At 72.9% G+C, this 25,839-nt stretch carries 19 protein-coding genes; 4 read left to right on the forward strand and 15 right to left on the reverse strand.

Going from position 1 to position 25,839, the window contains the following annotated elements:
- Positions 1-190: 190 nt before the first annotated feature.
- Positions 191-1,540: a glycosyltransferase gene (locus ABZ452_RS25895; protein ID WP_357947907.1), complete on the forward strand. Its 1,350-nt coding sequence runs from the start codon at positions 191-193 to the stop codon at positions 1,538-1,540.
- Positions 1,541-1,600: 60 nt separating this feature from the next.
- Here the strand turns inward: ABZ452_RS25895 and ABZ452_RS25900 are convergent, their stop codons facing one another.
- The 6 genes from ABZ452_RS25900 to ABZ452_RS25925 form a co-directional block, all read right to left on the reverse strand.
- The gene (locus ABZ452_RS25900) at positions 1,601-2,851 is read right to left on the reverse strand and encodes a glycosyltransferase (RefSeq protein ID WP_357947910.1); all 1,251 of its coding nucleotides are present in this window, start codon (positions 2,849-2,851) and stop codon (positions 1,601-1,603) included.
- On the reverse strand, positions 2,824-4,017 hold the full coding sequence (locus ABZ452_RS25905) for a glycosyltransferase (protein WP_357947913.1): 1,194 nt from the start codon (positions 4,015-4,017) through the stop codon (positions 2,824-2,826). Before ABZ452_RS25905 ends, ABZ452_RS25900 begins: the two co-directional genes overlap by 28 nt.
- A 77-nt stretch (positions 4,018-4,094) precedes the next feature.
- The gene (locus ABZ452_RS25910) at positions 4,095-4,865 is read right to left on the reverse strand and encodes a GNAT family N-acetyltransferase (RefSeq protein WP_357947916.1); all 771 of its coding nucleotides are present in this window, start codon (positions 4,863-4,865) and stop codon (positions 4,095-4,097) included.
- Positions 4,853-5,485 (reverse strand): sugar transferase, encoded by a 633-nt coding sequence (locus ABZ452_RS25915; protein WP_357947918.1) that lies wholly within the window; start codon positions 5,483-5,485, stop codon positions 4,853-4,855. Before ABZ452_RS25915 ends, ABZ452_RS25910 begins: the two co-directional genes overlap by 13 nt.
- A gap of 5 nt (positions 5,486-5,490) precedes the next feature.
- Positions 5,491-6,540 carry a GNAT family N-acetyltransferase gene (locus tag ABZ452_RS25920; protein WP_357947920.1) on the reverse strand — a complete coding sequence of 350 codons (1,050 nt, stop codon included), beginning with the start codon at positions 6,538-6,540 and terminating at the stop codon, positions 5,491-5,493.
- Positions 6,537-7,667: an aminotransferase class I/II-fold pyridoxal phosphate-dependent enzyme gene (locus ABZ452_RS25925; protein ID WP_357947923.1), complete on the reverse strand. Its 1,131-nt coding sequence runs from the start codon at positions 7,665-7,667 to the stop codon at positions 6,537-6,539. Before ABZ452_RS25925 ends, ABZ452_RS25920 begins: the two co-directional genes overlap by 4 nt.
- A gap of 204 nt (positions 7,668-7,871) precedes the next feature.
- Between ABZ452_RS25925 and ABZ452_RS25930 the strand changes: the two genes are divergently transcribed.
- The gene (locus ABZ452_RS25930) at positions 7,872-8,882 is read left to right on the forward strand and encodes a DUF389 domain-containing protein (RefSeq protein ID WP_357947926.1); all 1,011 of its coding nucleotides are present in this window, start codon (positions 7,872-7,874) and stop codon (positions 8,880-8,882) included.
- Here ABZ452_RS25930 and ABZ452_RS25935 read toward each other — a convergent pair.
- Positions 8,845-9,279 carry a hypothetical protein gene (locus tag ABZ452_RS25935; protein WP_357947928.1) on the reverse strand — a complete coding sequence of 145 codons (435 nt, stop codon included), beginning with the start codon at positions 9,277-9,279 and terminating at the stop codon, positions 8,845-8,847. The two genes, ABZ452_RS25930 and ABZ452_RS25935, sit on opposite strands and share 38 nt — an antisense overlap.
- A gap of 414 nt (positions 9,280-9,693) precedes the next feature.
- Positions 9,694-12,270 (reverse strand): Tex family protein, encoded by a 2,577-nt coding sequence (locus ABZ452_RS25940; RefSeq protein WP_357947931.1) that lies wholly within the window; start codon positions 12,268-12,270, stop codon positions 9,694-9,696.
- Between the two features lie 154 nt (positions 12,271-12,424).
- Here ABZ452_RS25940 and dgt point away from each other — a divergent pair, with 154 nt between their 5' ends.
- On the forward strand, positions 12,425-13,936 hold the full coding sequence (gene dgt, locus ABZ452_RS25945) for a dGTP triphosphohydrolase (RefSeq protein ID WP_357947934.1): 1,512 nt from the start codon (positions 12,425-12,427) through the stop codon (positions 13,934-13,936).
- A 9-nt stretch (positions 13,937-13,945) separates the two neighbouring features.
- Here dgt and ABZ452_RS25950 read toward each other — a convergent pair whose 3' ends face one another.
- The 6 genes from ABZ452_RS25950 to ABZ452_RS25975 form a co-directional block, all read right to left on the reverse strand.
- Positions 13,946-15,088: an MBL fold metallo-hydrolase gene (locus ABZ452_RS25950; RefSeq protein WP_357947937.1), complete on the reverse strand. Its 1,143-nt coding sequence runs from the start codon at positions 15,086-15,088 to the stop codon at positions 13,946-13,948.
- Positions 15,089-15,176: 88 nt separating this feature from the next.
- Positions 15,177-16,121, reverse strand: coding sequence for an SDR family NAD(P)-dependent oxidoreductase (locus tag ABZ452_RS25955; RefSeq protein ID WP_357947939.1), 945 nt, complete (start codon positions 16,119-16,121; stop codon positions 15,177-15,179).
- The gene (locus ABZ452_RS25960) at positions 16,118-17,302 is read right to left on the reverse strand and encodes a zinc-dependent alcohol dehydrogenase (RefSeq protein ID WP_357947942.1); all 1,185 of its coding nucleotides are present in this window, start codon (positions 17,300-17,302) and stop codon (positions 16,118-16,120) included. Before ABZ452_RS25960 ends, ABZ452_RS25955 begins: the two co-directional genes overlap by 4 nt.
- 154 nt (positions 17,303-17,456) lie before the next feature.
- The gene (locus ABZ452_RS25965; RefSeq protein WP_357947945.1) at positions 17,457-18,218 is read right to left on the reverse strand and encodes a succinate dehydrogenase/fumarate reductase iron-sulfur subunit; all 762 of its coding nucleotides are present in this window, start codon (positions 18,216-18,218) and stop codon (positions 17,457-17,459) included.
- Entirely contained in the window at positions 18,215-20,149 is a 1,935-nt protein-coding gene (locus ABZ452_RS25970; protein WP_357947947.1) for a fumarate reductase/succinate dehydrogenase flavoprotein subunit, read from the reverse strand. The genes ABZ452_RS25965 and ABZ452_RS25970 overlap by 4 nt, the downstream gene beginning before the upstream one ends.
- A gap of 1 nt (position 20,150) precedes the next feature.
- Positions 20,151-20,834, reverse strand: a complete 684-nt coding sequence (locus ABZ452_RS25975) for a succinate dehydrogenase cytochrome b subunit (protein WP_357948157.1) — start codon at positions 20,832-20,834, stop codon at positions 20,151-20,153.
- 77 nt (positions 20,835-20,911) lie between these two features.
- Between ABZ452_RS25975 and ABZ452_RS25980 the strand changes: the two genes are divergently transcribed.
- A complete protein-coding gene (locus tag ABZ452_RS25980) occupies positions 20,912-21,847 on the forward strand; it encodes a LysR family transcriptional regulator (protein WP_357948160.1) in 936 nt (311 codons plus the stop codon).
- Here the strand turns inward: ABZ452_RS25980 and hrpA are convergent.
- Positions 21,844-25,836, reverse strand: a complete 3,993-nt coding sequence (gene hrpA, locus ABZ452_RS25985) for an ATP-dependent RNA helicase HrpA (RefSeq protein WP_357947949.1) — start codon at positions 25,834-25,836, stop codon at positions 21,844-21,846. The two genes, ABZ452_RS25980 and hrpA, sit on opposite strands and share 4 nt — an antisense overlap.
- Positions 25,837-25,839 lie beyond the last annotated feature (3 nt).

Below are 25,839 nucleotides of genomic sequence, written 5' to 3' on the forward strand. Positions count from 1 at the left end.
AGCCGTGCGGACGGGACTGAAGTCGGCTCGGCAGCTCGTGTCGCCGACCTGAGCGCCGGGGCTGGCCATGCTTCCCACCTCCTCGATTGCCATGTCCCCAGCGGGCATCCCTCGTTGACCCGGATGTCGGGCGAGGAGAGGAGTGCGCGTCAATGCAGGGCGTTCGCCGCTGGCGGCCAGGGGGCCGACCGTGACCGACAGTCAACGGAATCCCGAGAGACCACTGCGGCTGCTGGTTGTCTCCTACCATTTCCCGCCCGCCGAGACGGTCGGCGCGCGCCGGCCGGCGGCGCTCGCCGCTCTGGCCCTTCGCGAAGGCTGGGACGTCCGCGTGCTGACCGCCATCGGTGCGGAACAGGGCGGCGAGCCGACCCCGGTGCCCGAGGAGCGCGTGATCCGGACAGCGCCCGCGCCGAAGCTTCCCAAGCTCAACCGGCCTGCCGCCGAGCCGCATGCGGGCGGACCGGCGCGAGCACGCTCGGGGCCCGCCAGGGCCCGCGACCGCATCACCCGCGGGCTCGTCAAGGCCGGCATGGAACTGCTCCTGCCGGACCCTCAGTTCAACTGGATCCGGCCGGCTGTCCGGGGCTTCCACCACGCCGCCGGCGACTGGCGGCCGGACGTGATCCTGGTGTCCGGTCCGCCCTTCTCCGGATTCGTGGCGGCGGCATCGCTCGCGCGCCGGCTCGGGGTGCCCTGGGTTGGCGACTACCGTGACCTCTGGTCGGTCGGCAACGACCACTGGGTACGGTCGGCGACGCGACTGGCGGTCGACAGGAAGCTGGAACGCCGGGTGCTCCGGTCGGTCGCGACCTGCGTGACCGTCTCCGAGCCACTGGCGGAGACGCTACGTCAGACGTTCGGGGTCGACACGCACGTGGTCATGAACGGCATCGACCGCAGGCCGGCGCCCGCACCCGCGGGGCCCACCGGGTCCGGGCCGGCCGGCAACGACCTGTCCGCGACCACACTCACACTGGCCCATACCGGCTACGTCTACCCGGGGAGGCGCGACCCCGGTCCGCTGCTCGACGCGATCGCCCTGCTCGGCCCTGACGCCGCCCGCGTTCACGTGGTCTTCGCCGGGGACGACAACGGGGTTGTCCGCTCAGCAGTCGAGCGTGCCGGGGTGGCCGACTCCGTCACCGTCCTCGGCCAGGTGTCCCCGGAGAAGTCCTGGCGGATCCAGGCGGACGCGGACGCGCTCGTCCTGCTGATGTGGAACGACCCCAGGGACGTCGGCACGATGACCGGCAAGATCTTCGACTACCTGTACGCGCGCCGCCCTGTCCTCCTGCTCGGGTACGAGGGCGGTGTGGCGGCGAAGCTGCTGCGGGACCGTGGCGCGGGGGTCACCCACAACGATCCACCCGCCATCGCCGCCCAGTTGCGGGAATGGCTCGCCGTGAAGGAGCGTTCCGGCCGGCTCCCGGCTGTCCCGGCCAACGCGCTGGAGGGCCTATTCCGGGAGGACCAGCTCGGCCGCTACCTGGAGATCCTCCGTGAGGTCGCCGGGCGCCAGGCAGGCGCCGGCCGGTAGTCGCCGAAGGGGGTGCCCGCGCCGACCGGCGCGGGCACCCCCTTCGCTTGTACGCCCCGGTCAGCGGGAGGGCGTCAGAGTCAACGGCGCGCCGGGGCGCGTCTGCCGCCGTTCGGTGACTTCGGCGACCGCCCGGTAGTACTGCACACGTCGGGCGTCGAGGGTCTCGGCGGAGAAGTCGTGAGCCCGGGCGAGGTTGCGGGCCGAGGCGGCGGCCAGCGCTTCGGGATCGGTCAGGACGCCCGTGACGGCGGCCGCCAGCGCGGCGGGATCGTTGGGCGCGACGAGGTGTTCCGGGGCGAGCAGCTCCGGTATGCCACCCGCGGTGGAGCCGACCGCCGGGAGCGCCCGAGCCATCGCCTCGATGAGCGCTCGCGGCAGGCCCTCGGTGCGCGACGGCATCACGAAGAGGTCCCCCGCGTCCAGCTGGTGGCGGACCGCCTCGACGGTGGGCAGGGGGCCGGTGAACGTCACCCGGTCCGCGACCCCCAGTCGGGCGGCGAGCTGTTCCAGGTGGGGACGGTAGGCGCCCACTCCGACGTGCACCAGGCGCGCGTGGAGCCCGGCGGTAGGCATCAGCGCGAGCGCCTCGATGAGCGTGTCGATGCCCTTGTAGAGCTGTTCCAGCGAGCCGACCGAGACCAGGGTCGCTTCCCGCAGTGGCGGCCGGACCGCACGGGCGTGCGGCACGAACGCCGGGGGTGGCAGGTCGACGCTGGAGATGCCCGCTGTGGGTGTCGTAGGCAGGGCCGGGTACCGGCTCTGCAGGCGACGCTCCGTCTCGTACGCCACCGCGGCGGCGTCCCGGCACTGCCGGCGGAGCCGACGGGTCGACGCGACCTGCAGCAGCGGCCGCAGCGGGTGCCGCACCACGCCGGGAGCGAGAACGTCGTACGGGTCGCCGATCACCTCCAGGGCGTACGGCAGGCGAGCACGGTCCCGCGCGGCCGCCAGCAGTGACCCGATCGGGGAAGGAACCCGGAGGATCACCGCGTCCCGCCGGCCGGCCGCAGCGGCCACGGCCCGGGCGACCGCCCACCGGCGGCGCAGGTACCCGCGAAAGCCGAGGTAGTACGGCACCGGCCAGACCTCGACCCCGTCGCCGTCCACCCGGGCTGCGGCTTCCGGCACCTCCGGCACGTCGCGGACCCGGGCGGCGATCCGCACCTGGTCGAAGGCCACCAGGTAGCGGCGCCAGACCGGGTTGGCCGGTCCGGCCTCCACCCACACCCGCCCGTCCGGCGTACGGCTGAACCGCGACTCCGACGTCACCACGACCCGCATCACGGCCTCCCGGCGGCGGTCCGGCACGCGGCCTCCACGATGTCGGCGACCCCGGCCGCCGCAGTCCGGTTGTCGAAGTGCCGGACGGCGAACTCCTGCGCCCGTTCACCACGTGCCTGAAGCTGGCCGCCGACGAACTCGCGATACGCGCTTCGCAACGCGAAACCCAACGCGGTCGCGTCACCCCGCGGCACGACCCACCCGGTCGACTCGTCCACCGTCTCGGGCAGTCCGCCGGCGTCACTGACGATGCTCGGCACCGCCGCCGCGCTGGCCTCGCACGCGGCGCCGTGCCCCTCGGACAGCGAGGGGCTGACGCTGACGTCGGCGGCTCGGTAGCAGTCCCGGACGTCGGCCACGGAGGTCAACCAGGTCACGCTGGTGTCCCGGTCGATGCGGAAGCGTCCCACCAGCTCCTGCCGGTGGGCCTCACCGGCAGGGGAGGAGCCGGCGCCCACGAGCAGGAGCCGCGCGCGGGGGTGCTGCTCGTGAAACGCCTGCCACGCGGACAGGAGCACGTCGTGGCCTTTGATGCCGCGTCCCTGGAAGACCAACTTCCGGGGCGGATAGACGTACGCCACCATGATGGCGAGAAACACGTCCTCCTCGATGCCGAGTTCGGCGCGGGCCTTGGCCCGGGTTTCCTCCCGGCTGGCCGACCCCTCCGGGTTGGCGAAGTGTGCGGTCTTCACCCCGTAGGTCATCACCGGTCGACGGAGCGCCGGGCACCCGAGCGCGCCGTAGAGCCGGGAGGTGTAACCCGTACCGCAGATGGTGACGTGGTCCAGCCGCCAGAGCAGGCGTTCCGTCGCCCGGATCAGCGGGGACTCCAGATACAGCGGTCCGGCCACCATGTGCACCCGTCGCAACGGCAGACCGACGGTGGCGAAGCGAGCGGCGAGCGCGGACGCGTACAGGTGGTAGTTCAGCACGTCGAGGCGAAGCCGACGGACGAGCCGCCGGAGTTGCCACAGGCCGCGCAGCGTCGCGATCCCGGGCCGGAAGCGGAAGTCGAAGGGTGAGCCGTGCACCTCGACACCACGCCGCCGCAGTTCCTCGGTCAGCCGGCCGGAGCCGGGCGGGAGGATCGCCACCACCTCGTGCCCTCTACGGCGGAGTTCCTCCACCTGCGGGATGATCCAGAGCCCGCCATGGTTCGTTTTCAACAGGACGGCAATCCGCAGTGGTCGCACGCCCACCTCCTCGTGGTCCGTCTGACAGGTCGTTCGCGGCGGCCGGTGGCTCGTCCGGGGCCACCGGCCTGGCGGCGCTAGCGCAGGGGCAGCCGCATCCGGGTGAACGCGGCAAACGCCCCGTCCGCGGTGGCGGTGGCGGTGGAGCGGATGGTGAACACGCGGGTGGGACGCAGGACATCGGTCAGGGCGCCGGCGAGGCGCGTCCCGACCGGCCCGTCCGGCACCCGCAGCGCAGCGCCGACCAGCCGCAGCCGGCCCGCCGGGTGGGCGGGATGCCGGACGGTCAGGTCGCCGAAGCCGTACGCCTGGTGGTGCGCGGTGAACAGCGGCCAGTCCAGGAGACGTACGTCGGCGTCCTTCCCCGGGGTCTCGTCCGCCCGCACGTCGCTCCACCAGGCCTGGCTGACGCCCGTGAAGCCGGCCCGCAGGTAGAGCGCCTCAGCGCCCGGGTTGTCCTGCGAGACGTCAAGCTCCAGCGCGGACATCGCGAGGTGTCCCGCCAGGCGTACGCCGTCGTCCAGTAGCCGCGACCCGTGCCCCTGGTTCCGGTTCGTGGCGCGGACCGCGATCCCGTTGAGGAACAGCACGTCGTCAAGGAGCCGCCAGTCCGCCACGGCAGCCACGGCAGTGTCCACGATGACCGCCCGCAGCAGCACGGTCCGCATCGTCGGAGGCGGGGCCAGCGCCGTGGTGAGGAAGGCGGCGTACCCCGTGGCGTGATAGGCCACCAGACCTTCGCAGACGTCGGGCACGGACGCCGCCAGCAGCGCGACTGCGCCGCGCACGGCCTTCTCGTCGCGGTGGTCGAGGTCGACGGCCACCGCCTCGGCGGTCACCGGTTGCACGCCACGCGCCTCTCCTCGTCGAGATCGAGCATTCGGGCCGATGGGTCGACCGCCAGTCCGGAGGCGCGCAGGACCCTGCTGAAGGTCTGGCGGATGATGCGCAGGTCCAGCCGGAGTGACCAGTCGAGGACGTACCGGACGTCGAGTTCGAGCCGATCGGCCCAGGCGAGATGGTTGCGCCCGTTCACCTGGGCGAGTCCTGTGATGCCCGGTCGGACGGAGAAGCGCAGGCGTTCCCGGTCGGTGTACCAGGGGTCGTATCGCGGCAGGAGCGGTCGGGGGCCGACCAGACTCAGATCGCCCCGGAGCACGTTCACCAGCTGGGGTAGTTCGTCGATGCTCAGTCGGCGGATCAGCCGACCCACCGGTGGGCACCGCTCACCGTCGCTGAGCAGGCGGCCCTGCGCGTCCCGCTCCTCAGTCATGGTGCGGAGCTTGTAGATCCGGAATGGCTGCAGCCAGCGGCCGGTGCGCTGCTGGGTGAAGATGATCGGTGCCCCGAGCTCCACACGGATCAGCGCGGCGGCGATCAGGAACGCCGGCGCGGTGACCGCGAGGATGAGCGCGGCGCCCACGATGTCGATGACGCGCTTCGCGGCACGCTGCCAGTCCATGGACATCCCGGTCACCTCGCTCGGTACGCCGGGAAGAAGCCCGAGCGGCTGATCTCGTCGGTGGTCCGTCCGGTGGCGTCCGCGTGACGGCGCACGAGCAGGTCGTACCTGCCCGGGTCGATGGTTACGGTGCCGGTCCAGAAGGCGGTTCGCTCACCGCCGAACGAGCGCTTGAACTGGAACAACCCGTCGTCCGGGCGAACTCCTCCGCCCAGGTGGACGGTCGCGCAGCCACTCTCGGCGGCCCACTCGAGGATCGTCCAGACCAGGAGGTTGTTGGCGCCCTGCCGGGCGCTCTCCGGTTCCGAACCGGCGAGGTGGTAGTGCGCGCGGTCCCGATGCCGCATCACCAGAGCGGCGGCGGCTACCTCCCGGTCGGCCCGGCGCACTTCGGCGATGTGCAGCTTCTTGCCCAGGCCGTCCAACAGTTCCCGGTAGTACGCGTCGGGGAAGAAGTAGCCGGGCGCACTGCCCAGCCGCACCATGGTCTCCTCGTACCGGCGGCGGAACGGCGAGCCGGGTGCCAGATCGTCCGGACCGGCGGGGCGGATCGTCGCCTCCATGTCCGCGGCCCACGCCTTGCGAACCGCGGTGCGGGATCGGCCCTGCATGCTGTCCCAGACCTGGCCTGCGCCCTGGTCCACCCGGACGACGATCGTGTCCCCGCGCCGTGTCAGCTGGACTGTCGCCAGACGCCCGACCAGCGCCAGCGCCTCCGGGTCCAGCGGCGAGAAGCGGAGGAACAGGCTGATCATGCCCATCTCCCGCCACCGGTCGATGGCCAGCGACCAGAAGCTGGCCAGGTCCCCGGGGGAGCAGCCTTCGACCACGTGGATGCCGGCGTAGCCGTACGGGCTGGCCCCGTCGACGCACTCGTCGTCGATCGGCCGCATCACGTAGGGGACGAGGATCCGGTCCTGCCAGTGCCCCATGCGCCAGGTTCCCGCCTCCGCGACGGCGGCGGCGCGACCGTAGCCAGAGGTGAAGTAGACGTCGGGGCAGGAAGCGTCGACGAGCGCCGGACCAATATCCGGACCACTCACCGTGAAGTCCATCGTCATCGGCGATCCAGGAACTCTTCGATGGCGCCGACGACCCGCGCCATGCGACGGTCGTCCAGGACGGAACCGCTGGGCAGCGTGAGGCCCTGGGCGAAAAGGTCCTCCGCCACGCCGGTGACCACCGCCCGGCAACCGGCGAAGACCGGCTGCAGGTGCATGGGCTTCCACATCGGCCGGGTCTCGATGTCCTGCGCGCCGAGGTGTGTGGCGAGCTCTCCCGCCCGCCACCCCGACCGGTCCGGGTCGACCACGATGCTGGTCAGCCAGCAGTTCGACCCCTCGTCGCCGTCCGCCAGCAGGCGTACGCCCGGGACGGTGGAGAAGAGCTTGGCGTACCGCTCCCGGATCAGCCGCCGGCGGCGCATCATCCCGTCCAGCCGGCGTAGCTGGGCCCGCCCGAGCGCGGCGAGCAGGTTGCTCAGCCGGTAGTTGTAGCCGACGTCCGCGTGTTCGTAGTGGGCCACGGGTTCGCGTGCCTGGGTGGCAAGGTGACGGCAGCGGGCGATCAGCGCGGCGTCGTCGGAGACGAGCATGCCGCCGCCGGAGGTAGTGATGATCTTGTTGCCGTTGAACGACAGGGCGCCGAGCCGACCGAACGAGGCGGCCGGACGCCCGTGGTACGTCGCACCCAGGGCCTGCGCCGCATCCTCCACGACCGGCACCCCGGCGGCGGCGCAGACCGGCAGCAGCTCGTCGTATCCGGCGCAGCTGCCGAACATGTCCGCGACGAGCACCGCGGCGACCCTCCCGCCGGCCCGGCCCAGCCGGTCCAGCATCTGCTCCAGCGCGGCCACGTCCATGTTGCCGTCCGCCTGCTCACAGTCGACGAAGACGGCCTCGGCGCCGGTGTAGACCGCGGCGTTGGCGGTGGCGACGAAGGTCATCGTCGGCGCGACCACCACGGTGCCCGGCCCCGCCCCGAGGGACAGGAGCGCCAGGTGGAGGGCGGACGTGCCGGAATTGACGGCCAGGGCGTGCGCGGTCCCGACCCGTTCGGCGATCTCCCGCTCGAACGCCTCGACCTCCGGACCGAGGGGGGCGACCCAACCGGAGCGGAGCGCCTGGAGAACGTACGACTCTTCCAGGGGGCCGACGTCGGGCGGAGACAGGTAGATGCGGCTGCTCATCGGGCCTCCGGCTGGAGGCGTCGGTAACGGTGATCGCGGCGACTGGTCACGGCCGGTAAAACGGACAAGGAGGCATTTAGGTAATGCCGCACACCGCCCCGACCTGATCCTGTCGGGCACCGCGGGCATCTCCTGAGCGGCGGCGGGACGAGTAGAGTTCGGCGGCCGGCGGCGCTGGGCCGCCGGAACCAGGGGAGGTGACCGGTGCTGCACCTGAGGGTGATCGCGCCCCCGGACCAGTCGCGCGCGGTCGTCGACCTGCTGGCGGCCGACCCCGGCGTCACCCACCTCGTCGTGCTGGCCGGGGCCGCCCGCCAGCCGGCCGGTGACTACGTCACCTGTGACGTGGTGCGGGAGAGCGCCGACGGCGTGCTACGCCGGCTCCAGGAGTTGGGCGTCGAGGCGCACGGGGCGATCGCCGCCGACGACGTGGAGCTGACCCTGTCCGCGGCGGCGGACAAGGCCGCCGAGGACGCCCCCGGGCACGGCGAGGACGCCGTGGTCTGGGACGAGATCGCCGCGAAGACCGGCGAGCAGACGGTGCTCACCGGCACCTTCCTGGCGCTGATCACCGTGGCCACCATGATCGCCGGCATCGGCGTGCTGCTCGACCAGCCCATCCTGATCGTCGGCGCCATGGTGGTCGGCCCGGAGTTCGGCCCGCTCGCCGCGCTCTGCGTGGCGCTGCTGCGCCGGCAGCCGCACGTCATCGGCCGCTCGGTGCAGGCCCTGGTGGTCGGCTTCCTCGCCGCCATGCTGGTCACCGTCCTGAGCACCTGGGCGCTCACCGCCGCCGGGCTGGTCAGCCGGGACATGCTGCTGGCCCACCGCCCGCTCACCGACTTCATCTGGCGCCCGGACGCGCTCTCCTGGGTGGTCGGCGTGCTCGCCGGGATCGCCGGCATGCTCTCGCTGACCTCGAAGAAGTCCGGCTCGCTGGTCGGCGTGCTGATCTCGGTGACCACCGTGCCGGCGGCGGCGAACGTGGCGGTCGCGGCGGCCTACGGCGTCTGGCACGAGGCCGCGGGCTCGGCCCTCCAGCTCGTGATCAACCTCGCCGCCATCGTGCTGGCCGGCCTGCTCACCCTGGTCGTGCAGCTCTGCTGGTGGCGACGGGTGGAGCGGCGGTCCACGCGCGGCCTGCCGCCGCGGCAGCGGGCCGTCCGGCCGGCGCGGGTCAGCGCCAGTCGTCGCCCGCCTCGAGACGCAGGCTGAGCAGCGTCGCCAGGGGCACCGAATCGCCGTCCCGGCCGCCCCGCCCGACCACCAGCGGCGGCGGCGCGGGCTCCGGGTCGGCTCCGAACAGCCGCGACCGCAGGCTCGGCGGCACGGCGAGCAGGTAGAAGCGGCCCTCGGTGTCGACGGCGCGGCTGTGCGCCCGATCCACGTACCAGCCGGTGATCCGGGTGCGGTAGCGGCCGCGCCCGTCGTAGCCGGCCGCCGTCAGCCGCTCGGTGCGCAGCCCGCGCCGGAGTGCCTCGGTGGCGAAGCGGGCCACCAGGTCCGCGGCCTCCGCCTGCTCGGCGGCGCGCTGCCGGGCGTCGGCCGCCGCGTGCGCCCGCACCGCGCGGCGCTGCCGCTCCCGCCACTCCAGGCCGTCGTCCCCACCCACGCCCGCGAGGGTACGCGCCTCGCCCGCCCCACCTCGTCCACGCTTCCACCGGCCCATCCCCCGGGTCACGCCGTCGAGCTGAGTCGCCGGTGACGTCGGCGCAGCGACGCGGTCGTGCGAGCCGGTCGGCCATGATCGTCGGGCGGGCAAGGGCACCAGATCTTGGACAGTTGCCGTTCGGGGCGAACGACAACTGTCCAAGATCTCGAAGGAGCGCCGGCCGCTCGCCGGACCGGTTCGAGGCGGGGTCCGCCGTCGGGCTGAGTCGTTCGTGACGTCAGCTCGACAGCGCCGCGCGACGTGCGGTCGTGAGGTCAGCTCGACAGCATCGCGCGACGTGCGGTTCGTGAGGTCAGCTCGACGGCGTCGCGCGACGTGCCGTTCGTGACGTCAGCTCGACAGTGTCGCGCGACGTCAGGCCAGGCCGGCGCGCCGCAGCGCGTCCGCCATGGCGCTGTTGGCCGGCGCCGAGGCCCCGCCGGCGCGCCCCTGTCGCTGCGGCTGCCCGCCGCGCGAGCCACCTCGGTCGCCGCGCTGGCCACCGCCGCCCTGCGAACCGGCGTCCCGCGAACCGCCGCCCTGTGAACCGCCACCCTGCGAACCGGCGCCCTGGGCGGCGCCCCGCTGACCGCCGCCGCCCTGACCACCACGCTGACCGCCGCCGCCCTGACCGCCGCCGCTCTGACGGCCGCCGCTCTGACCACCCCGGCCACCGCGCTGACCCGCACCCGGGCTGCCCTGACCAGAGCCCTGACCGCGGTCGCGGCGCCCGTCGCCACCCTGCGGCCGCCCGCCCCCGGCCGGGGCCTCGTCGTCCAGCCGCAGCGTCAGCGAGATCCGCTTGCGGGGCACGTCCACGTCGAGCACCCGGACCCGGACGACGTCGCCGGACTTCACCACATCGCGCGGGTCCTTCACGAAGGTGTGCGACATGGCGGAGACGTGGACCAGACCGTCCTGGTGCACGCCGACGTCGACGAACGCGCCGAACGCGGCCACGTTGGTGACGACGCCCTCCAGCACCATCCCCGGCGTGAGGTCGCTGATCTTCTCGACGCCCTCCACGAAGGTGGCCGTCCGGAACTCCGGGCGCGGGTCGCGGCCGGGCTTCTCCAGCTCGGCGAGGATGTCGGTGACGGTGGGCAGGCCGAAGGTGTCGTCCACGAACTCGGTCGCCCGCAGGCCGCGCAGGATGGCCGACTTCCCGATCAGCGCGCGCAGGTCCTGGCCGGTGTGGGCGAGGATCCGGCGCACCACCGGGTACGCCTCGGGGTGCACGCTGGACGAGTCGAGCGGGTCGGCGCCGCCGGGGATGCGCAGGAAGCCGGCGCACTGCTCGAACGCCTTCGGCCCGAGCCGGGGCACCTTCTTCAGGTCGGCGCGGGTGCGGAACGGCCCGTTGGCGTCCCGGTGCAGCACGATGTTCTCGGCCAGCCCGGCGCCGATGCCGGAGACCCGGGTGAGCAGCGGGGCCGAGGCGGTGTTGACGTCGACGCCGACCCCGTTGACGCAGTCCTCGACGACCGCGTCGAGGGAGCGGGACAGCTTCACCTCGGACAGGTCGTGCTGGTACTGCCCGACGCCGATCGAACGCGGGTCGATCTTCACCAGCTCGGCGAGCGGGTCCTGGAGGCGGCGGGCGATGGAGACCGCGCCGCGCAGCGAGACGTCGAGCCCGGGCAGTTCCTGCGAGGCGTACGCGGACGCGGAGTAGACCGACGCCCCGGCCTCGGAGACCACCACCTTGGTCAGCTTCAGCTCCGGGTGCTGCTTGATCAGGTCACCGGCGAGCTTGTCGGTCTCCCGGCTGGCGGTGCCGTTGCCGATGGCGATCAGCTCGACGCCGTGCGCGGCGGCCAGGGTCGCCAGCGTGTGCAGGGAGGCGTCCCACTGCCGGCGCGGCTCGTGCGGGTAGATCGTGTCAGTGGCGACCACCTTGCCGGTGGCGTCGACCACGGCCACCTTCACGCCGGTGCGCAGGCCCGGGTCGAGGCCCATGGTGGGGCGGGCGCCGGCCGGCGCGGCCAGCAGCAGGTCGCGCAGGTTGGTGGCGAAGACCCGGACGGCCTCCTCCTCGGCCGCCTGCCACAGCCGCAGCCGCAGGTCGGCGCCGAGGTGGATGAGGATCCGGGTACGCCAGGCCCAGCGCACCGTGTCGGTGAGCCACTTGTCGGCGGGCCGCCCCTGGTCGCTGACCCCGAACCGGCCGGCGATGGCCGCCTCGTAGCGGGTGGGGCCGGTGACCACGGCGTCGGAGTCGCCGTCGGCCTCCGGGTCCATGGTCAGGTCGAGCACGCCTTCCTTCTCGCCCCGGAACATGGCGAGGATCCGGTGCGAGGGGAGCTTCGGGTACGGCTCGGCGAAGTCGAAGTAGTCGGCGAACTTGGCGCCGGCCGTCTCCTGCCCGTCGCGTACCCGGGAGACCAGCCGGCCCCGCGACCACATCTGCTCCCGCAGCGTGCCGATGAGGTCGGCGTCCTCGGCGAACCGCTCGATGAGGATGGCCCGCGCGCCGTCGAGCGCGGCGGCGGCGTCGGCCACCCCCTTGTCGGCGTCGACGAAGTCGGCGGCCGTGGCGCGGGGGTCCCGCGTCGGGTCGGCCAGCAGCGTGTCGGCGAGGGGCTCCAGCCCGGCCTCGCGGGCGATCTGCGCCCTGGTCCGCCGCTTCGGCTTGTAGGGCAGGTAGATGTCCTCCAGCCGGGACTTCGAGTCGGCCGCCATGATCTGCGCTTCCAGGGCCTCGTCGAGCTTGCCCTGCCCGCGGATGGACTCCAGCACGGCGGCGCGCCGCTCGTCCAGCTCCCGCAGGTAGCGCAGCCGCTCCTCCAGGGTGCGCAGTTGCGCGTCGTCGAGCAGGCCGGTGGCCTCCTTGCGGTAGCGGGCGATGAACGGCACGGTGGCGCCGCCGTCGAGCAGCTCGACGGCCGCCCGCACCTGGCGTTCGGCGACGCCGAGTTCCTCGGCGATCCGCTGGTGCACAGACTGGGTCACGATCTGATCCGCCTTCTCGGGTGGGTTCGGCAGTCATTGTGCCGGTCCCGCCACGGCCGGCCGCGCGGCACCCGCCCGGGCCCATCCGCCACAGGGGCACCAGGGGTGGGCAGGCGCATCGCGACCTGGGGCACCCTGCGCTAGCGTGGCGATCATGGAACAAGCTGCGGATCCGCGGGCCCGGCGGCTCTTCGGCGGAAGTGCCCGGGCGCTCGGCGACCTGGCGGCCAGCCCGTTCCGGGCGGACCGGGACCGCATCGTCGGGTCGCCGTTCTTCGCCCGGTTGAACGGGGTGACCCAGGTGATCAGCCCGGGCGGGTCGGGGCTGCTCGTGCACAACCGGCTCACCCACAGCCTCAAGGTGGCCCAGGTGGCCCGGGCGGTCGCCGAGCGGCTGACCGCCGACGCGGCCCACCGGGACCTGCTGGAGAAGCTGGGCGGCTGCGACCCGGACGTGGTGGAGGCCGCCGCTCTCGCCCACGACCTCGGGCACCCGCCGTTCGGGCACCTGGGGGAGCGGGTGCTGGACCGGCTGGCCCGGCAGCGGCTGGGCCTGGCCGACGGCTTCGAGGGCAACGCCCAGTCGTACCGGATCGTCACGAGCACCGAGATCCGCGGCGCGGCGACCACCGGCCTGGACCTGACCGCGGCGGTCCGGGCGGCGATGCTGAAGTACCCGTGGACCCGGCTGGACCACCCGGACCCGCACCCGCGGCACCTGGACCCGGCGCCGCGCGGCGCGGCCGGCCCGCTCGACGACCCGGAGAGCGGGTCGGCGAAGTTCGGCGCGTACCGGACCGAGGTGGACGACCTGCGGCAGGCCCGGGAGCCGTTCGCCGGCCGGATCCCGGACTGGCAGCAGACGCCGGAGGCGTCGATCATGGACACGGCCGACGACATCGCGTACGCCATCCACGACGTGGAGGACTTCTACCGGGTCGGTGTGCTCCAGCAGGGTGCGGTGGCCGCCGAGCTGTCCGCCTGGCAGCGCGAGTGCGGGCACTTCCGGGCGATCACCTCCTCGGCGCTGGCCACGGCCGGCCGGCGCCCCGGTGCGGCCATCGAGCGGCTGCGCCGCCAGCTGCACCGCAAGGACGCCTGGATCGCCGACGACGAGGCGTTCGCCGCGGCCGTCGAGCACGTCCGCGAGGAGCTGGTGGAGGGCCTGCTGGCGCTACCCTTCGACGGCTCGATCGAGGCCGAGCAGTACGTGGCCCGGTTCTCCGCCCGCTGGTCCACCCGCTTCGTCGACGCCATCACGGTGACCCCGGAGCCGGACGTCCGCTCCGGGTACGTGCTGCTGGCCAAGCCGCAGTGGCACGAGGTGCAGGTGCTCAAGTTCGTGCACCACCGGTTCGTGCTGGCCCGGCCGGACCTGGCCCTGCACCAGCGGGGGCAGGCCCGGCTGCTGGGCACCCTGGTGGAGGCGCTGTGGGAGTGGCTGCTCGACCCGGAGGAGGAGTCCCGGCTGCCCCGCCGGCTGCACGACCTGGTCGAGCTGGCCGAGGCGGAGCTGCACCCGCGTACGCCGGACCGGATCGGGCGGGCCCGCGGTCGGGCGATCGTCGACTTCGTCGCGCAGCTCACCGACGGGCAGGCGGTGGCGATGCTGGACGCGCTCTCCGGCCGCTCCGGCGCCCTCTGGACGGACGCCTTCGTGCTCTGAGGCGCGGGCTCAGGCGACGCCCTGCCACCAGCCGTCGACCGCCGGCGGCTCGTCCACCACGACACGCTCGCCGGGCCGGGGCACGGCCAGCCGGACGTCCCGGGCCTTCGCCTCGGCCCAGAGCCGGTCCACCGGCTCGGACCAGTCGTGCAGGGCCAGGTTGAAGGTGGCCCAGTGCACCGGGACGAACAGCCCGCCGCGCAGGTCGAGGTGGGCGGCGACCGCCTCCTCGGGGAACATGTGGATGGTCGGCCAGGCCCGGTCGTACGCGCCGATCTGCATGAGCGTGACGTCGAACGGGCCGTGCTCGGCGCCGATCTCGGCGTAGCCGTCGAAGTAGCCGGAGTCGCCGGTGTAGAAGACCTTCCGCTGCGCGCCGGCCACCACCCAGGAGCTCCAGAGCGTGCCGTCGCGGCGCAGCCCGCGCCCGGAGAAGTGCTGGGCGGCGGTGGCGGTGAGGGTGAGCCCGCCGATGCGGTGGCTCTCCGCCCAGTCCAGCTCGATGATCCGGTCCTTCGGCACGCCCCACCGGTCCAGGTGGGCGCCGACGCCGAGCGGCACCAGGAACGGCGCGGACTGGTGTTCGAGCAGCCCGCGCACGGTGGCCATGTCGAGGTGGTCGTAGTGGTCGTGCGAGATGAGGATGGCGTCGAGACGGGGCAGCTCGTCGAGGCGTACCGGCGGTTCGTGGATGCGGCGCGGGCCGACCAGCGCCGAGGGGGAGCAGCGGTCGCTCCACACCGGGTCGAGCAGCACCCGGTGCCCCTCGATCTCGACCAGCGTGGAGGCGTGCCCGTACCAGACGATGCTCAGCTCGCGGGCCGGGTCGGCCGGTGCCGGGTCGGCCGGGCGCAGCAGCGGAACGGCGCTGTCCGGCCGCCGCTTCTGCTTGCCGAAGATCAGTTCCTTGACCAGGTTGCGGCCCGGGTCGGCGACCATGGTGCTGCGGGTGCCCGACGGGTTGTGGAAGGTGCCGTCGCGGAAGCGCGGCGAGCGGGCCGCGCGCTCGGCGCGGGCGCCGGTGAGCCGGCCGCCGAGCTGGGCGGGCACGTCCCGCGCCGCCCAGGCCAGCCCGGCCACCGCGGCCAGTCCCGTCATCCGCCACAGCCGCCCGCCGACCGCCCGGTCCAGTTCCCGGTCCGCTTCCCGCATGGTCCGTCCCTCCGCCGTGTCCCGCTGTACACCGTAGCCACCCGCCCGCCACCCCGCGTAGGCGACGACGCAGCCCGCCGGCGCCCGCTCAGCGCAGCCGGCGCAGCAGCGCCGAGCCGGCCGCCGCGGTCACCCCGCCCACCGACCGGACCGCCCGCGACACGTCGGGCAGCCAGCCGCCCCGCACCGCCTCGCCGGCCGGGCACGGCGCGAACACGATGCCCGGGTGCGGCGCGACCGGCCGGTCGGTCAGGCCGGCGAGCCGCATGAGCGGTCCCACCAGCACGTCGTACACGCCGGGCAGCACCGTGAAGCCGAACCGCATGACGACGTTGAGCCGCCCCACCGAGACCTCTCGGCGGGGCCGGTCGACACAGTCCACCATGGCCCGGGCCACCCGTTCCGGCGTGGCGATCGGCGGCGGCGGGCGGCCGACCCGGCCCAGGTAGTTGGCCGCCTGCTGGTAGACCGGCGTGTCCACGCTGCCCGGGTTGACCAGGCAGATCCGCACGCCGGGGGTCTCCCGGGCCTCCTGCTGCAGCGTCCGGGCCAGCCCCTGCAGGCCCCACTTGGCCGCCACGTAGCCGCTCATGTAGGGCGCCGTGATGTGCCCGAGCACCGAGCCGGTGAGGACCAGCGTGCCGGCCGAGGCGGCCTGGAAGCGGCGCAGCGCCACCCGGGCCACCTCGGCCGCGGCCAGCAGGTCGGTGCGGACGACCTGGTCGAACACTTCTGCGGGGGTCTCGTGGAAGCGGCCGTAGGCCATCACGGCGGCGGTGTGCACCCAGGCGTCGATGCCGCCGAACTCCGCCTCGGCCGCGTCGGCCAGCGCGGCCACCGCGCCGGGCGCGGTGACGTCCGTCGGTACGGTGAGCACCTCGGCGCCGGCCGCCCGGCACTCGTCGCGTACCCGCGCCAGGGTGGCGGGGGAGCGGGCCGCGAGGACCAGACGGTCCCCGCGGCCGGCGAACTCCCGGGCCGCCGCCCGGCCGATCCCGCTGGTCGCGCCGGTGACGACCACCGTCCGGCTCACGGTTCGAGCACGACCTTCACGCAGCCGTCCTGCTTCTTCTGGAACATCTCGTACGCCTGCGGCGCCCGCGCGAGCGGCAGCCGGTGGGTCCGCAGGTCCTCGACGCCGAGCGGGTCGTCGTCGCCGGCGAGCAGCGGCATGATGTCGTCGATCCAGCGCTTCACGTGGCACTGCCCCATGCGCAGTTGGACGCCCCGGTCGAACATCTCCATGAGCGGCATGGGGTCCTGCTCGCCGCCGTACACGCCGGAGATCGACACGGTGCCGCCGCGCCGGACCGCCTTGAGCGCGGCGTGCAGCACCACGAGCCGGTCCACGCCGGCCTTGTCGGTCATGGTCTGGGCCAGCTTGTCAGGGAGCAGCCCGGCGGCGGCCTGGGCGACCTTGCCCAGCGGCGCGCCGTGCGCCTCCATGCCGACCGCGTCGATCACCGCGTCCGGGCCGCGCCCGTCGACCAGGTCGATCAGCGCACCGGGCACGTCGTCCAGCTCGCTGACGTCGAGCACCTCGATGCCGTGCCGTCGGGCCATCTCCAGCCGCTCCGGCACCAGGTCCAGCCCGATCACACGGCCGGCGCCGAGGTGCCGGCCGATCCGGGCGCAGAACTGCCCGACGGGGCCGAGGCCGAACACGGCCAGGGTGCCGCCGGGCGGGGTGTCGGCGTACTTCACGGCCTGCCAGGCGGTCGGCAGGATGTCGGACAGGTAGAGCCAGCGCTCGTCGGGCCCGCTCGCCGGGATCTTGATCGGGCCGAACTGGGCCTGCGGCACCCGCAGGTACTCGGCCTGACCGCCGGGGACGGAGCCGTAGAGCGAGGTGTAGCCGAACAGGGCCGCGCCCTTGCCCTCGCTGGTCACCTGCGTGGTCTCGCACTGGGCGTAGAGCTGGCGGTCGCACATCCAGCAGGAGCCGCAGGCGATGTTGAACGGGACGACCACGCGGTCGCCGGGCTTGAGCCGGGTCACCCCCGCGCCGACCTCCTCGACGATGCCCATCGGCTCGTGCCCGAGCACGTCGCCGGGCTTCAGGTACGGCCCGAGCACCTCGTACAGGTGCAGGTCGGAGCCGCAGACGGCGGTCGAGGTGACCCGGATGACCGCGTCGGTCGGCTCCTCGATCCGGGGGTCCGGTACGTCCTCGACGCGGACGTCACGCTTGCCGTGCCAGGTCAGCGCCTTCATGCCTGAATGTCCCCTCTTCGGTGCCGTCCATGGGACTGCTACCCGCCGGGGAGGGGTTGAACCGGCGCGGCGCGCCCTCGCGTACCCCTGAAAAGGGCGACCGCCGCGCCCCCGGGTGCGGGGCGCGGCGGTCGCGGAGGTCGGACGGCGGGGCTCAGGAGCCCGGGGTGCCGGCGCGCTTGGACGTCGCCTTGAGGTAGTCCCGGTTGAGCCGGCCGATGGTGTTCAGCGGGATGCCCTTCGGGCAGGCCGCCGCGCACTCGCCGATGTTGGTGCAGCCGCCGAAGCCGGCCTCGTCGTGCGCGTCCACCATGCCGATCACCCGGGTGTACCGCTCGGGCTGGCCCTGCGGCAGCAGCGAGAGCTGGGTGATCTTGGCGGCGGTGAACAGCATGCCGGAGCCGTTCGGGCAGGCCGCCACGCAGGCGCCGCAGCCGATGCAGGCGGCCGAGGAGAAGGCCGCGTCCGCGTCGGCCTTGGCCACCGGCGTGGAGTGGGCCTCCGGGGCGCTGCCGGTCGGCGCGGTGACGTACCCGCCGGCGGCGATGATCTGGTCGAAGGCGTTGCGGTCGACGACGAGGTCCTTGACGACCGGGAAGGCCCGGGCGCGCCACGGCTCGATGTCGATCGTGTCCCCGTCGGAGAACTGCCGCATGTGCAGCTGGCAGGCGGTGGTGCCGCGCTGCGGCCCGTGCGCCTCGCCGTTGATCATGAGGCTGCACATGCCGCAGATGCCCTCGCGGCAGTCGTGGTCGAACGCGACCGGCTCCTCGCCGTCGAGGATCAGCCGCTCGTTGAGCACGTCGAGCATCTCCAGGAAGGACATGTCCGGGGACACGTCCTGCACCGGGTAGGTCACCATCTGACCCTTGTCCTCGGGGCCCTTCTGGCGCCAGATGCGCAGGGTCAGGTTCACTTGTAGCTCCGCTGCGTGGGGTGGACGTATTCGAAGGTCAGGTCTTCCTTGTGCAGCACGGGCAGACCGGTGCCGGCGTACTCCCAGGCCGCCACGTAGGAGAACCCGTCGTCGTCGCGCTGCGCCTCACCGTCGGGGGTCTGGTGCTCGGCCCGGAAGTGGCCGCCGCAGGACTCCTCGCGGTGCAGGGCGTCGATGCACATGAGCTCGGCCAGCTCGAAGAAGTCGGCCACCCGGCCGGCCTTCTCCAGCGACTGGTTGAGCCCCTCGCCGTCGCCCGGGACGCGGACCCGCTGCCAGAACTCGTCGCGCAGGGTGCGGATCTCGTCGATCGCCTTGCGCAGCCCGGCCTCGGAGCGCTCCATGCCGCAGTGCTCCCACATGATCTGGCCCAGCTCCCGGTGGAACGAGTCCACCGTGCGGTCGCCGTTGATCGCGAGCAGCCGCTGGAGCCGCTCCTCGACCTCGGTCCGCGCGGCCACCGCCTCGGGGTGGCTGGCGTCGACCTTCTCCAGCGGGCCGGAGGCCAGGTAGTTGGCGATGGTGTTCGGCAGCACGAAGTAGCCGTCGGCCAGGCCCTGCATGAGCGCCGAGGCGCCGAGCCGGTTCGCGCCGTGGTCGGAGAAGTTCGCCTCGCCGATCACGAACAGGCCCGGGATGGTCGACTGGAGGTCGTAGTCGACCCAGAGCCCGCCCATCGTGTAGTGCACGGCGGGGTAGATCCGCATCGGGACCTCGTACGGGTCCTCGCCGGTGATCCGCTCGTACATCTCGAAGAGGTTGCCGTACTTCGCCTCGATGGCCTTGCGGCCGAGCCGGTTGATCGCGTCGGCGAAGTCGAGGTAGACGCCGAGCCCGCCCGGGCCGACACCGCGCCCCTCGTCGCACACGTTCTTGGCGGCGCGGGAGGCGATGTCCCGGGGGACCAGGTTGCCGAAGGAGGGGTAGATCCGCTCCAGGTAGTAGTCCCGCTCGTCCTCTCCGATGTCCTTCGGGCTGCGGGCGTCGCCCTTGGCCTTGGGCACCCACACCCGGCCGTCGTTGCGCAGCGACTCGCTCATCAGGGTCAGCTTCGACTGGTGGTCGCCGGAGACCGGGATGCAGGTCGGGTGGATCTGCGTGTAGCAGGGGTTGGCGAAGTACGCGCCCTTGCGGTGCGCCCGCCAGGAGGCGGTGACGTTGCAGCCCTTGGCGTTGGTGGAGAGGTAGAAGACGTTGCCGTAGCCGCCGGAGGCGAGCACGACGGCGTCGGCCATCTCGGTGCTGATCTCGCCGGTGACCAGGTCGCGGACCACGATGCCGCGGGCCCGCCCGTCGACGACGACCAGTTCGAGCATCTCGTGCCGGGAGTTCATCTCCACGTTGCCCAGGCCGATCTGCCGCTCCAGCGCCTGGTACGCGCCGAGCAGCAGCTGCTGGCCCGTCTGGCCCCGGGCGTAGAAGGTGCGCTGCACCTGCGCCCCGCCGAAGGAGCGGGTGTCGAGCAGGCCGCCGTACTCGCGGGCGAACGGGACGCCCTGGGCGACGCACTGGTCGATGATGTTGACGGAGACCTCGGCCAGCCGGTGCACGTTCGACTCGCGGGAGCGGAAGTCGCCGCCCTTGACGGTGTCGTAGAAGAGCCGGTGCACCGAGTCGCCGTCGTTGCGGTAGTTCTTGGCGGCGTTGATGCCGCCCTGCGCGGCGATGGAGTGGGCCCGGCGCGGGCTGTCCTGGTAGCAGTAGGACCGCACGTGGTAGCCCTGCTCGGCAAGCGTCGCCGCGGCGGAGCCGCCGGCCAGGCCGGTGCCGACCACGATCACGGTCAGTTTCCGCCGGTTGGCCGGGTTGACCAGCTTCATCTCGAACCGGTGGCGGTCCCAGCGGGTCTCGATGGGGCCGTCGGGAGCCTTGGTGTCGGCGATCGGGTCGCCGGTGGTGAAGAGATCCATGTCAGGCCACCAATCCGGTGAGTACGGCGAACGGGACCACGAGGTAGCCGACGCAGAGCGCGACGGCGAAGACGAGGGCCGCGGCGCGCGCCCGGCGCTCGCCCTTCGGGGTCTGCTGGCCGAGGCTGCGGAACGCGCTGAAGGCGCCGTGCCGCAGGTGGAAGCCGAGCGTGACGATCGCCAGGGTGTAGAAGAGCGTGACGTACCAGCGGTCCGCCGCGAAGTCCTGGACCACGTTGCCGTACGGGTTGGCGGCGTCGCCCTGAGGGTTCAGGTGACCGGTGGTCAGGTCCAGGATGTGGTAGATCACGAAGAGCAGGATGATCACACCACCCCAGCGCATCGTGCGGGCCGCGTAGTTGACGTGGATCTTCCGGCGGTGCGCGTACGCCACCGGGCGGGCCGCCCGGGCGCGCCGGGCCAGCACGGTGGCCGAGACGATGTGCGCCAGCACGGCCACGGTGAGCACGGTGCGCTGGATCCACAGGTACCAGGTCTTCGGCAGCAGCGGCGTCCCGAGCTCGCGCAGCCAGTGCGCGTAGTGGTCGAACGACGTCTCGCCCGTGAAGATCTTCAGGTTGCCGAGCATGTGCACGACCAGGAACAGCACCAGGATGATGCCCGTCACCGCCATGACGGCCTTGAGGCCGACATTGGAGCGGATGGGCGACCGAGTTTTCGTGATTACCACGCGATCGACGCTAGGAGCAGTTCGATCAGGCGTCCAATGCATCGACTTCGCAGTCTTGATAGCCATAAGCTATACAGATGCAGCTCCATCAGCTCCGGTACTTCGTCGCGGTCGCAGAAGTACGACATTTCACCCAAGCTGCCGATCTGGTGGGCATCACCCAGCCTTCTCTCAGTAAGCAAATTCACGCCCTGGAGACCGACCTGGGGGCCCCGCTCTTCGAGCGGGTAAGGGGCAACATCACCCTCACCGCGGCCGGCGAGGTGCTGCTGCCGTTGGCCAAGCGGATCCTCGCCGACGTGGACACCGCCACCCGCGAGGTGCAGGAGCTGGTCGGGCTGCGCCGGGGCCGCGTCCGGCTCGGCGCCACCCCGAGCCTGGCCACCTCGCTGGCCCCACCGGTGCTGCGCCGGTTCCGCGACGCCCACCCCACCGTCGACCTGCGGGTGGAGGAGGGCGGGTCGCAGGACCTGGTGCGTGACCTGCTCCGCGGCGACCTCGACCTGGCGCTCATCATCATGCCGTCGGCCGGCACCGACCCCGGGCTGCGCGCCGACCCGATCCTGCGGGAGAGCCTGGTGGTCGCCTCGGTCGACCCGCTGCCGGCGGCCACCGAGCGGGGCGAGGTGCGCATCGTCGACCTGCGCGACCAGCCCCTCGTGATGTTCCGCCAGGGCTACGACCTGCGCGACGCCACCATCCAGGCGTGCCGGGAGGCCGGCTTCGAGCCGACCCTCTCGGTGGACGGCGGGGAACTGGACGCCGTGCTCAGCTTCGTCGAGGCCGGGCTCGGCGCGGCCCTGGTGCCCGGCATCGCGGTCACCCGCCGGCCGGGCATCCGGGTCACCCGGCTCGTCCCGCCCGGCGTCCGCCGGACCATCGCGGTGGCCCGCCGCCGCGACGTGGTGCCCACCCACGCCGGTCGCGAGCTGCGTCGCATCCTGCTGGAGTACGTCCACGACGCCACCGCCGCCGAGCAGCTCCCCGCCGGCGTGGAGCCGCTCTAGCGGCCCTCGGCGTCGTCCATGGCCCGGTAGATGCGCTGCTCGGAGACCGGGTACGGAGTGCCGAGCGCCTGGGCAAAGACGTTCACCCGCAGCTCCTCGATCATCCAACGGATCTGCCGGACCGCCGCCGACTGCCGTCTCGCGGGCGGCAGCGCGGCGAGCATGTCCTGGTACTCCTTCTGGACCACGGCGACCCGGTCCTGCTGCTGCTTGTCCCGCTGCGGGTTGCCGGGCAGCCGGTCCAGCCGCCGCTCGATCGCGGTCAGGTAGCGCAGCAGGTCGGGCAGGCGGGCGTACCCGGCCTCGGTGACGAAGCCCTTGTGGACCAGGCCGCCGAGCTGGTTGCGGATGTCGGCCAGGGCGGCCACCACCGCCAGGTTCCGGGTGGCGCCCAGTCGCTGCTCCACGGCGTACGCGGCGGCCAGCACCTGCCGCACCCGGCCCATCACGTCGACCACCGTGTCGACCAGGTCGGCGCGGACCCGCTCGCGCAGCGCGGCGAAGCCCTCGGCGTCCCAGGCCGGGCCGCCCGCGTCCGCCATGAGCTTGTCGATGGCCGCGCCGGCCGCGTCCTCGATCAGGGCCGGCACCCCGCCGTGCGGGTTGCGGGACAGCGCCAGCTTGGCCTCGTTGCTGAGCCGCCCCTGGAGGAACTTCGCCGGGGAGGGCACGGTCAGCCGGAGCAGCCGCCGGGTGCCCGCCCAGTGCGCGGCCTCCTGCTCGGCGGGGGAGTCGAACACCTTCACCCCGACGGTGGTGCCCTCGTCGACCAGGGCCGGGTACGCGGTCACCGCGTATCCCGCGCGGACCTGCTCGATGGTGCGCGGCAGGGTGCCGATGTCCCACCCGGTCAGCCCGGTGCGGGCCACGTCCGGCGCGGCGGCGGCGACGACCTGGCGTACCTCCTGGCGCAGCTCGCGTTGCAGGGCCGGCAGGTCCTTGCCCTCGGCGACCGGCTTGTCGTCCTCGCCGAGCACCCGGAAGGTGACCCGCAGGTGCGGGGGCAGCTTGCCCACGTCCCAGGCGTCCCGCGGCACGGTCACGCCGGTCATCCGGCGTAGTTGCCGGGTGAGCGCGTCGAGCAGCGGCTCCTCGCCGGCCGGCAGCTGCGCGAGCGCCGCCCGCGCGTAGTCGGGCACCGGGACGAAGTTGCGCCGGATCGCCTTGGGCAGGGACCGGATCAGCGCGATCACCAGCTCCTCGCGCAGGCCCGGCACCTGCCAGTCGAAGCTCTCCGCCGGCACCTGGTTGAGCAGCGGCAGCGGGATGTCCACGGTCACGCCGTCGGTGGGGGTGCCCGGGTCGAAGGTGTAGGTCAGCGGCAGGGCGACACCGTCGGCCCGCCACTCGTCCGGGTAGTCGGTCCCGTCCACCCCGCCGCGACCGGAGTTGACCAGCAGCTCTCGGGTGAAGGTGAGCAGGTCCGGCTGCTCGCGGCGGGTCTTCTTCCACCAGGTGTCGAAGTGCCGGCCGGAGACCACGTCGGCGGGGATCCGCTGGTCGTAGAAGTGGTAGATCGTCTCGTCGTCGACCAGGATGTCCCGCCGTCGGGCCCGGTTCTCCAGCTCCTCCACCTCGGCCAGCAGCCGCTGGTTGTCCCGCCAGAACTGGTGGTGGGTCTGCCAGTCGCCCTCCACGAGGGCGTGCCGGAGGAACAGTTCCCGGCTCAGCACCGGGTCGATCCGGCCGAAGTTGACCTTGCGGGAGGTCACGATCGGGATGCCGTAGAGGGTGACCTTCTCGTAGGCCATCACGGCGGCCTGCTTCTTCTCCCAGTGCGGCTCGCTGTAGCTGCGCTTCACCAGGTGCTGGGCGAGCGGCTCGACCCACTCCGGCTCGACCCGGCCGGCCACCCGGCCCCAGAGCCGGGAGGTCTCCACCAGCTCGGCGGCCATCACCCAGCGCGGCGGCTTCTTGAACAGCGCCGAGCCCGGGAAGATCGCGAACTTGGCCCCGCGCGCCCCCAGGTACTCGTGCTTCTGCGCGTCCTTGAGCCCGAGGTGGGAGAGCAGGCCGGGCAGCAGGGACTGGTGCACCTTCGGGGTGTCGATCTCCTCCGGCAGGTCCGCGCCGCCGCGCCGGCCGTCGCCCTGGTCCGAGGTACGCAGCACCTGGCGCAGCTGGCTGACGATGTCCTGCCATTCGCGCACCCGCAGGTAGTTCAGGTACTCCGCCTTGCACATCCGCCGGAAGGCGCTGGAGGACAGGGCTCGCTGCTGCTCGCGCAGGTAGCGCCACAGGTTCAGGTACGCGACGAAGTCCGACTCCCGGTCGGCGAACCGGGCGTGCGCCTGGTCGGCCTGGGCCTGCTTGTCGGCGGGCCGCTCGCGCGGGTCCTGGATGGAGAGCGCGGCCGCGATCACGACCACCTCGGTGGCGCAGCCGTTGCGCTCGCCTTCGAGGACCATCCGGGCCAGCCGCGGGTCGACCGGGAGCTGGGCCAGCCGCCGGCCGAGCGGGGTGAGCCGCTTCGCCGGGTCGGTCTCGGCCGGGTCCAGCGCGCCCAGCTCGTGCAGCAGGTTCACGCCGTCGGTGACGTTGCGCCGGTCCGGCGGGTCGATGAACGGGAACGCGGCGATGTCGCCCAGCCCGATCGAGGTCATCTGGAGGATGACCGAGGCCAGGTTGGTGCGCAGGATCTCCGGGTCGGTGAACTCGGGCCGGTTCTCGAAGTCCTGCTCGTCGTAGAGGCGGATGCAGATGCCGTCCGAGGTGCGCCCGCAGCGGCCCTTGCGCTGGTTGGCGCTCGCCTGCGACACCGGCTCGATGGGCAGCCGCTGCACCTTGAGCCGGCTGGAGTAGCGGGAGATCCGGGCCCTGCCCGGGTCCACCACGTACTTGATGCCGGGGACGGTCAGCGAGGTCTCCGCGACGTTGGTGGCGAGCACCACCCGGCGCCCGGCGTGCGGGGCGAAGACCCGGTGCTGCTCGGCCGTCGAGAGCCGGGCGTAGAGGGGGAGGATCTCGGTGCCGAGCAGCGACCGTTTCTTCTGCACCAGCTTGCCGAGCGCGTCGGCGGTGTCCCGGATCTCCCGCTCGCCGCTGAGGAAGACCAGGATGTCGCCGGGTCCCTCGGCGGCCAGCTCCTCGACCGCGTCGCCGATGGCCTGGATCTGGTCCCGGACGTTCTCCTCGTCCCCGTCGTCCTCCTCCTCTGTCTCGACGACCTCGACCAGCGGGCGGTAGCGCACCTCCACCGGATAGGTCCGGCCGGACACCTCGACGACCGGCGCGGGGTTGCCCTCGGCGTCGGCGAAGTGCTTCGCGAACCGGTCGGTCTCGATGGTCGCCGAGGTGATGACCACCTTGAGGTCGGGGCGGCGGGGCAGCAGCTGCCGGAGGTAGCCGAGGATGAAGTCGATGTTCAGGCTGCGCTCGTGCGCCTCGTCGATGATCAACGTGTCGTACTGGCGGAGCATCCGGTCGGTCTGCAACTCGGCCAGCAGGATGCCGTCGGTCATCAGCTTGACCAGGCTGTTGTCGCCGACCTGGTCGGTGAAGCGCACCTTGTAGCCGACCACGTCGCCCAGCTCGGTGCCGAGCTCCTCGGCGATCCGGTCCGCCACGGTCCGCGCGGCGAGCCGGCGGGGCTGGGTGTGGCCGATCAGCCCGGTGACGCCGCGGCCCAGCTCCAGGCAGATCTTGGGCAGCTGGGTGGTCTTGCCGGAGCCCGTCTCGCCGGCCACGATCACCACCTGGTGGTCGCGGATGGCGGCGGCGATGTCGTCCTTGCGCTCGCTGACCGGCAGTTGCGCGGGATAGGTGACGGTCGGCACGGCGGCCCGCCGGGCGGCCAGCCGCGCCTCGGCCCGGGCCACGTCGGCCGCGATCTCGGTCAGCGCCGACTCCCGCCGCTGCGGGTCGCGCAGCTTCCGCACCCCGTCCAGCCGCCGCTGGAGCCGGCGCTGGTCGCGGAACATCAGGGCGGAGAGGCGGCGGTGCAGGTCGCGGACGGTCTCGGGTACGGCGGGTGCGGCTGGATTCTGCATGTC

The sequence above is a fragment of the Micromonospora sp. NPDC005707 genome, from assembly GCF_040631005.1.
Taxonomy (GTDB): domain Bacteria; phylum Actinomycetota; class Actinomycetes; order Mycobacteriales; family Micromonosporaceae; genus Micromonospora.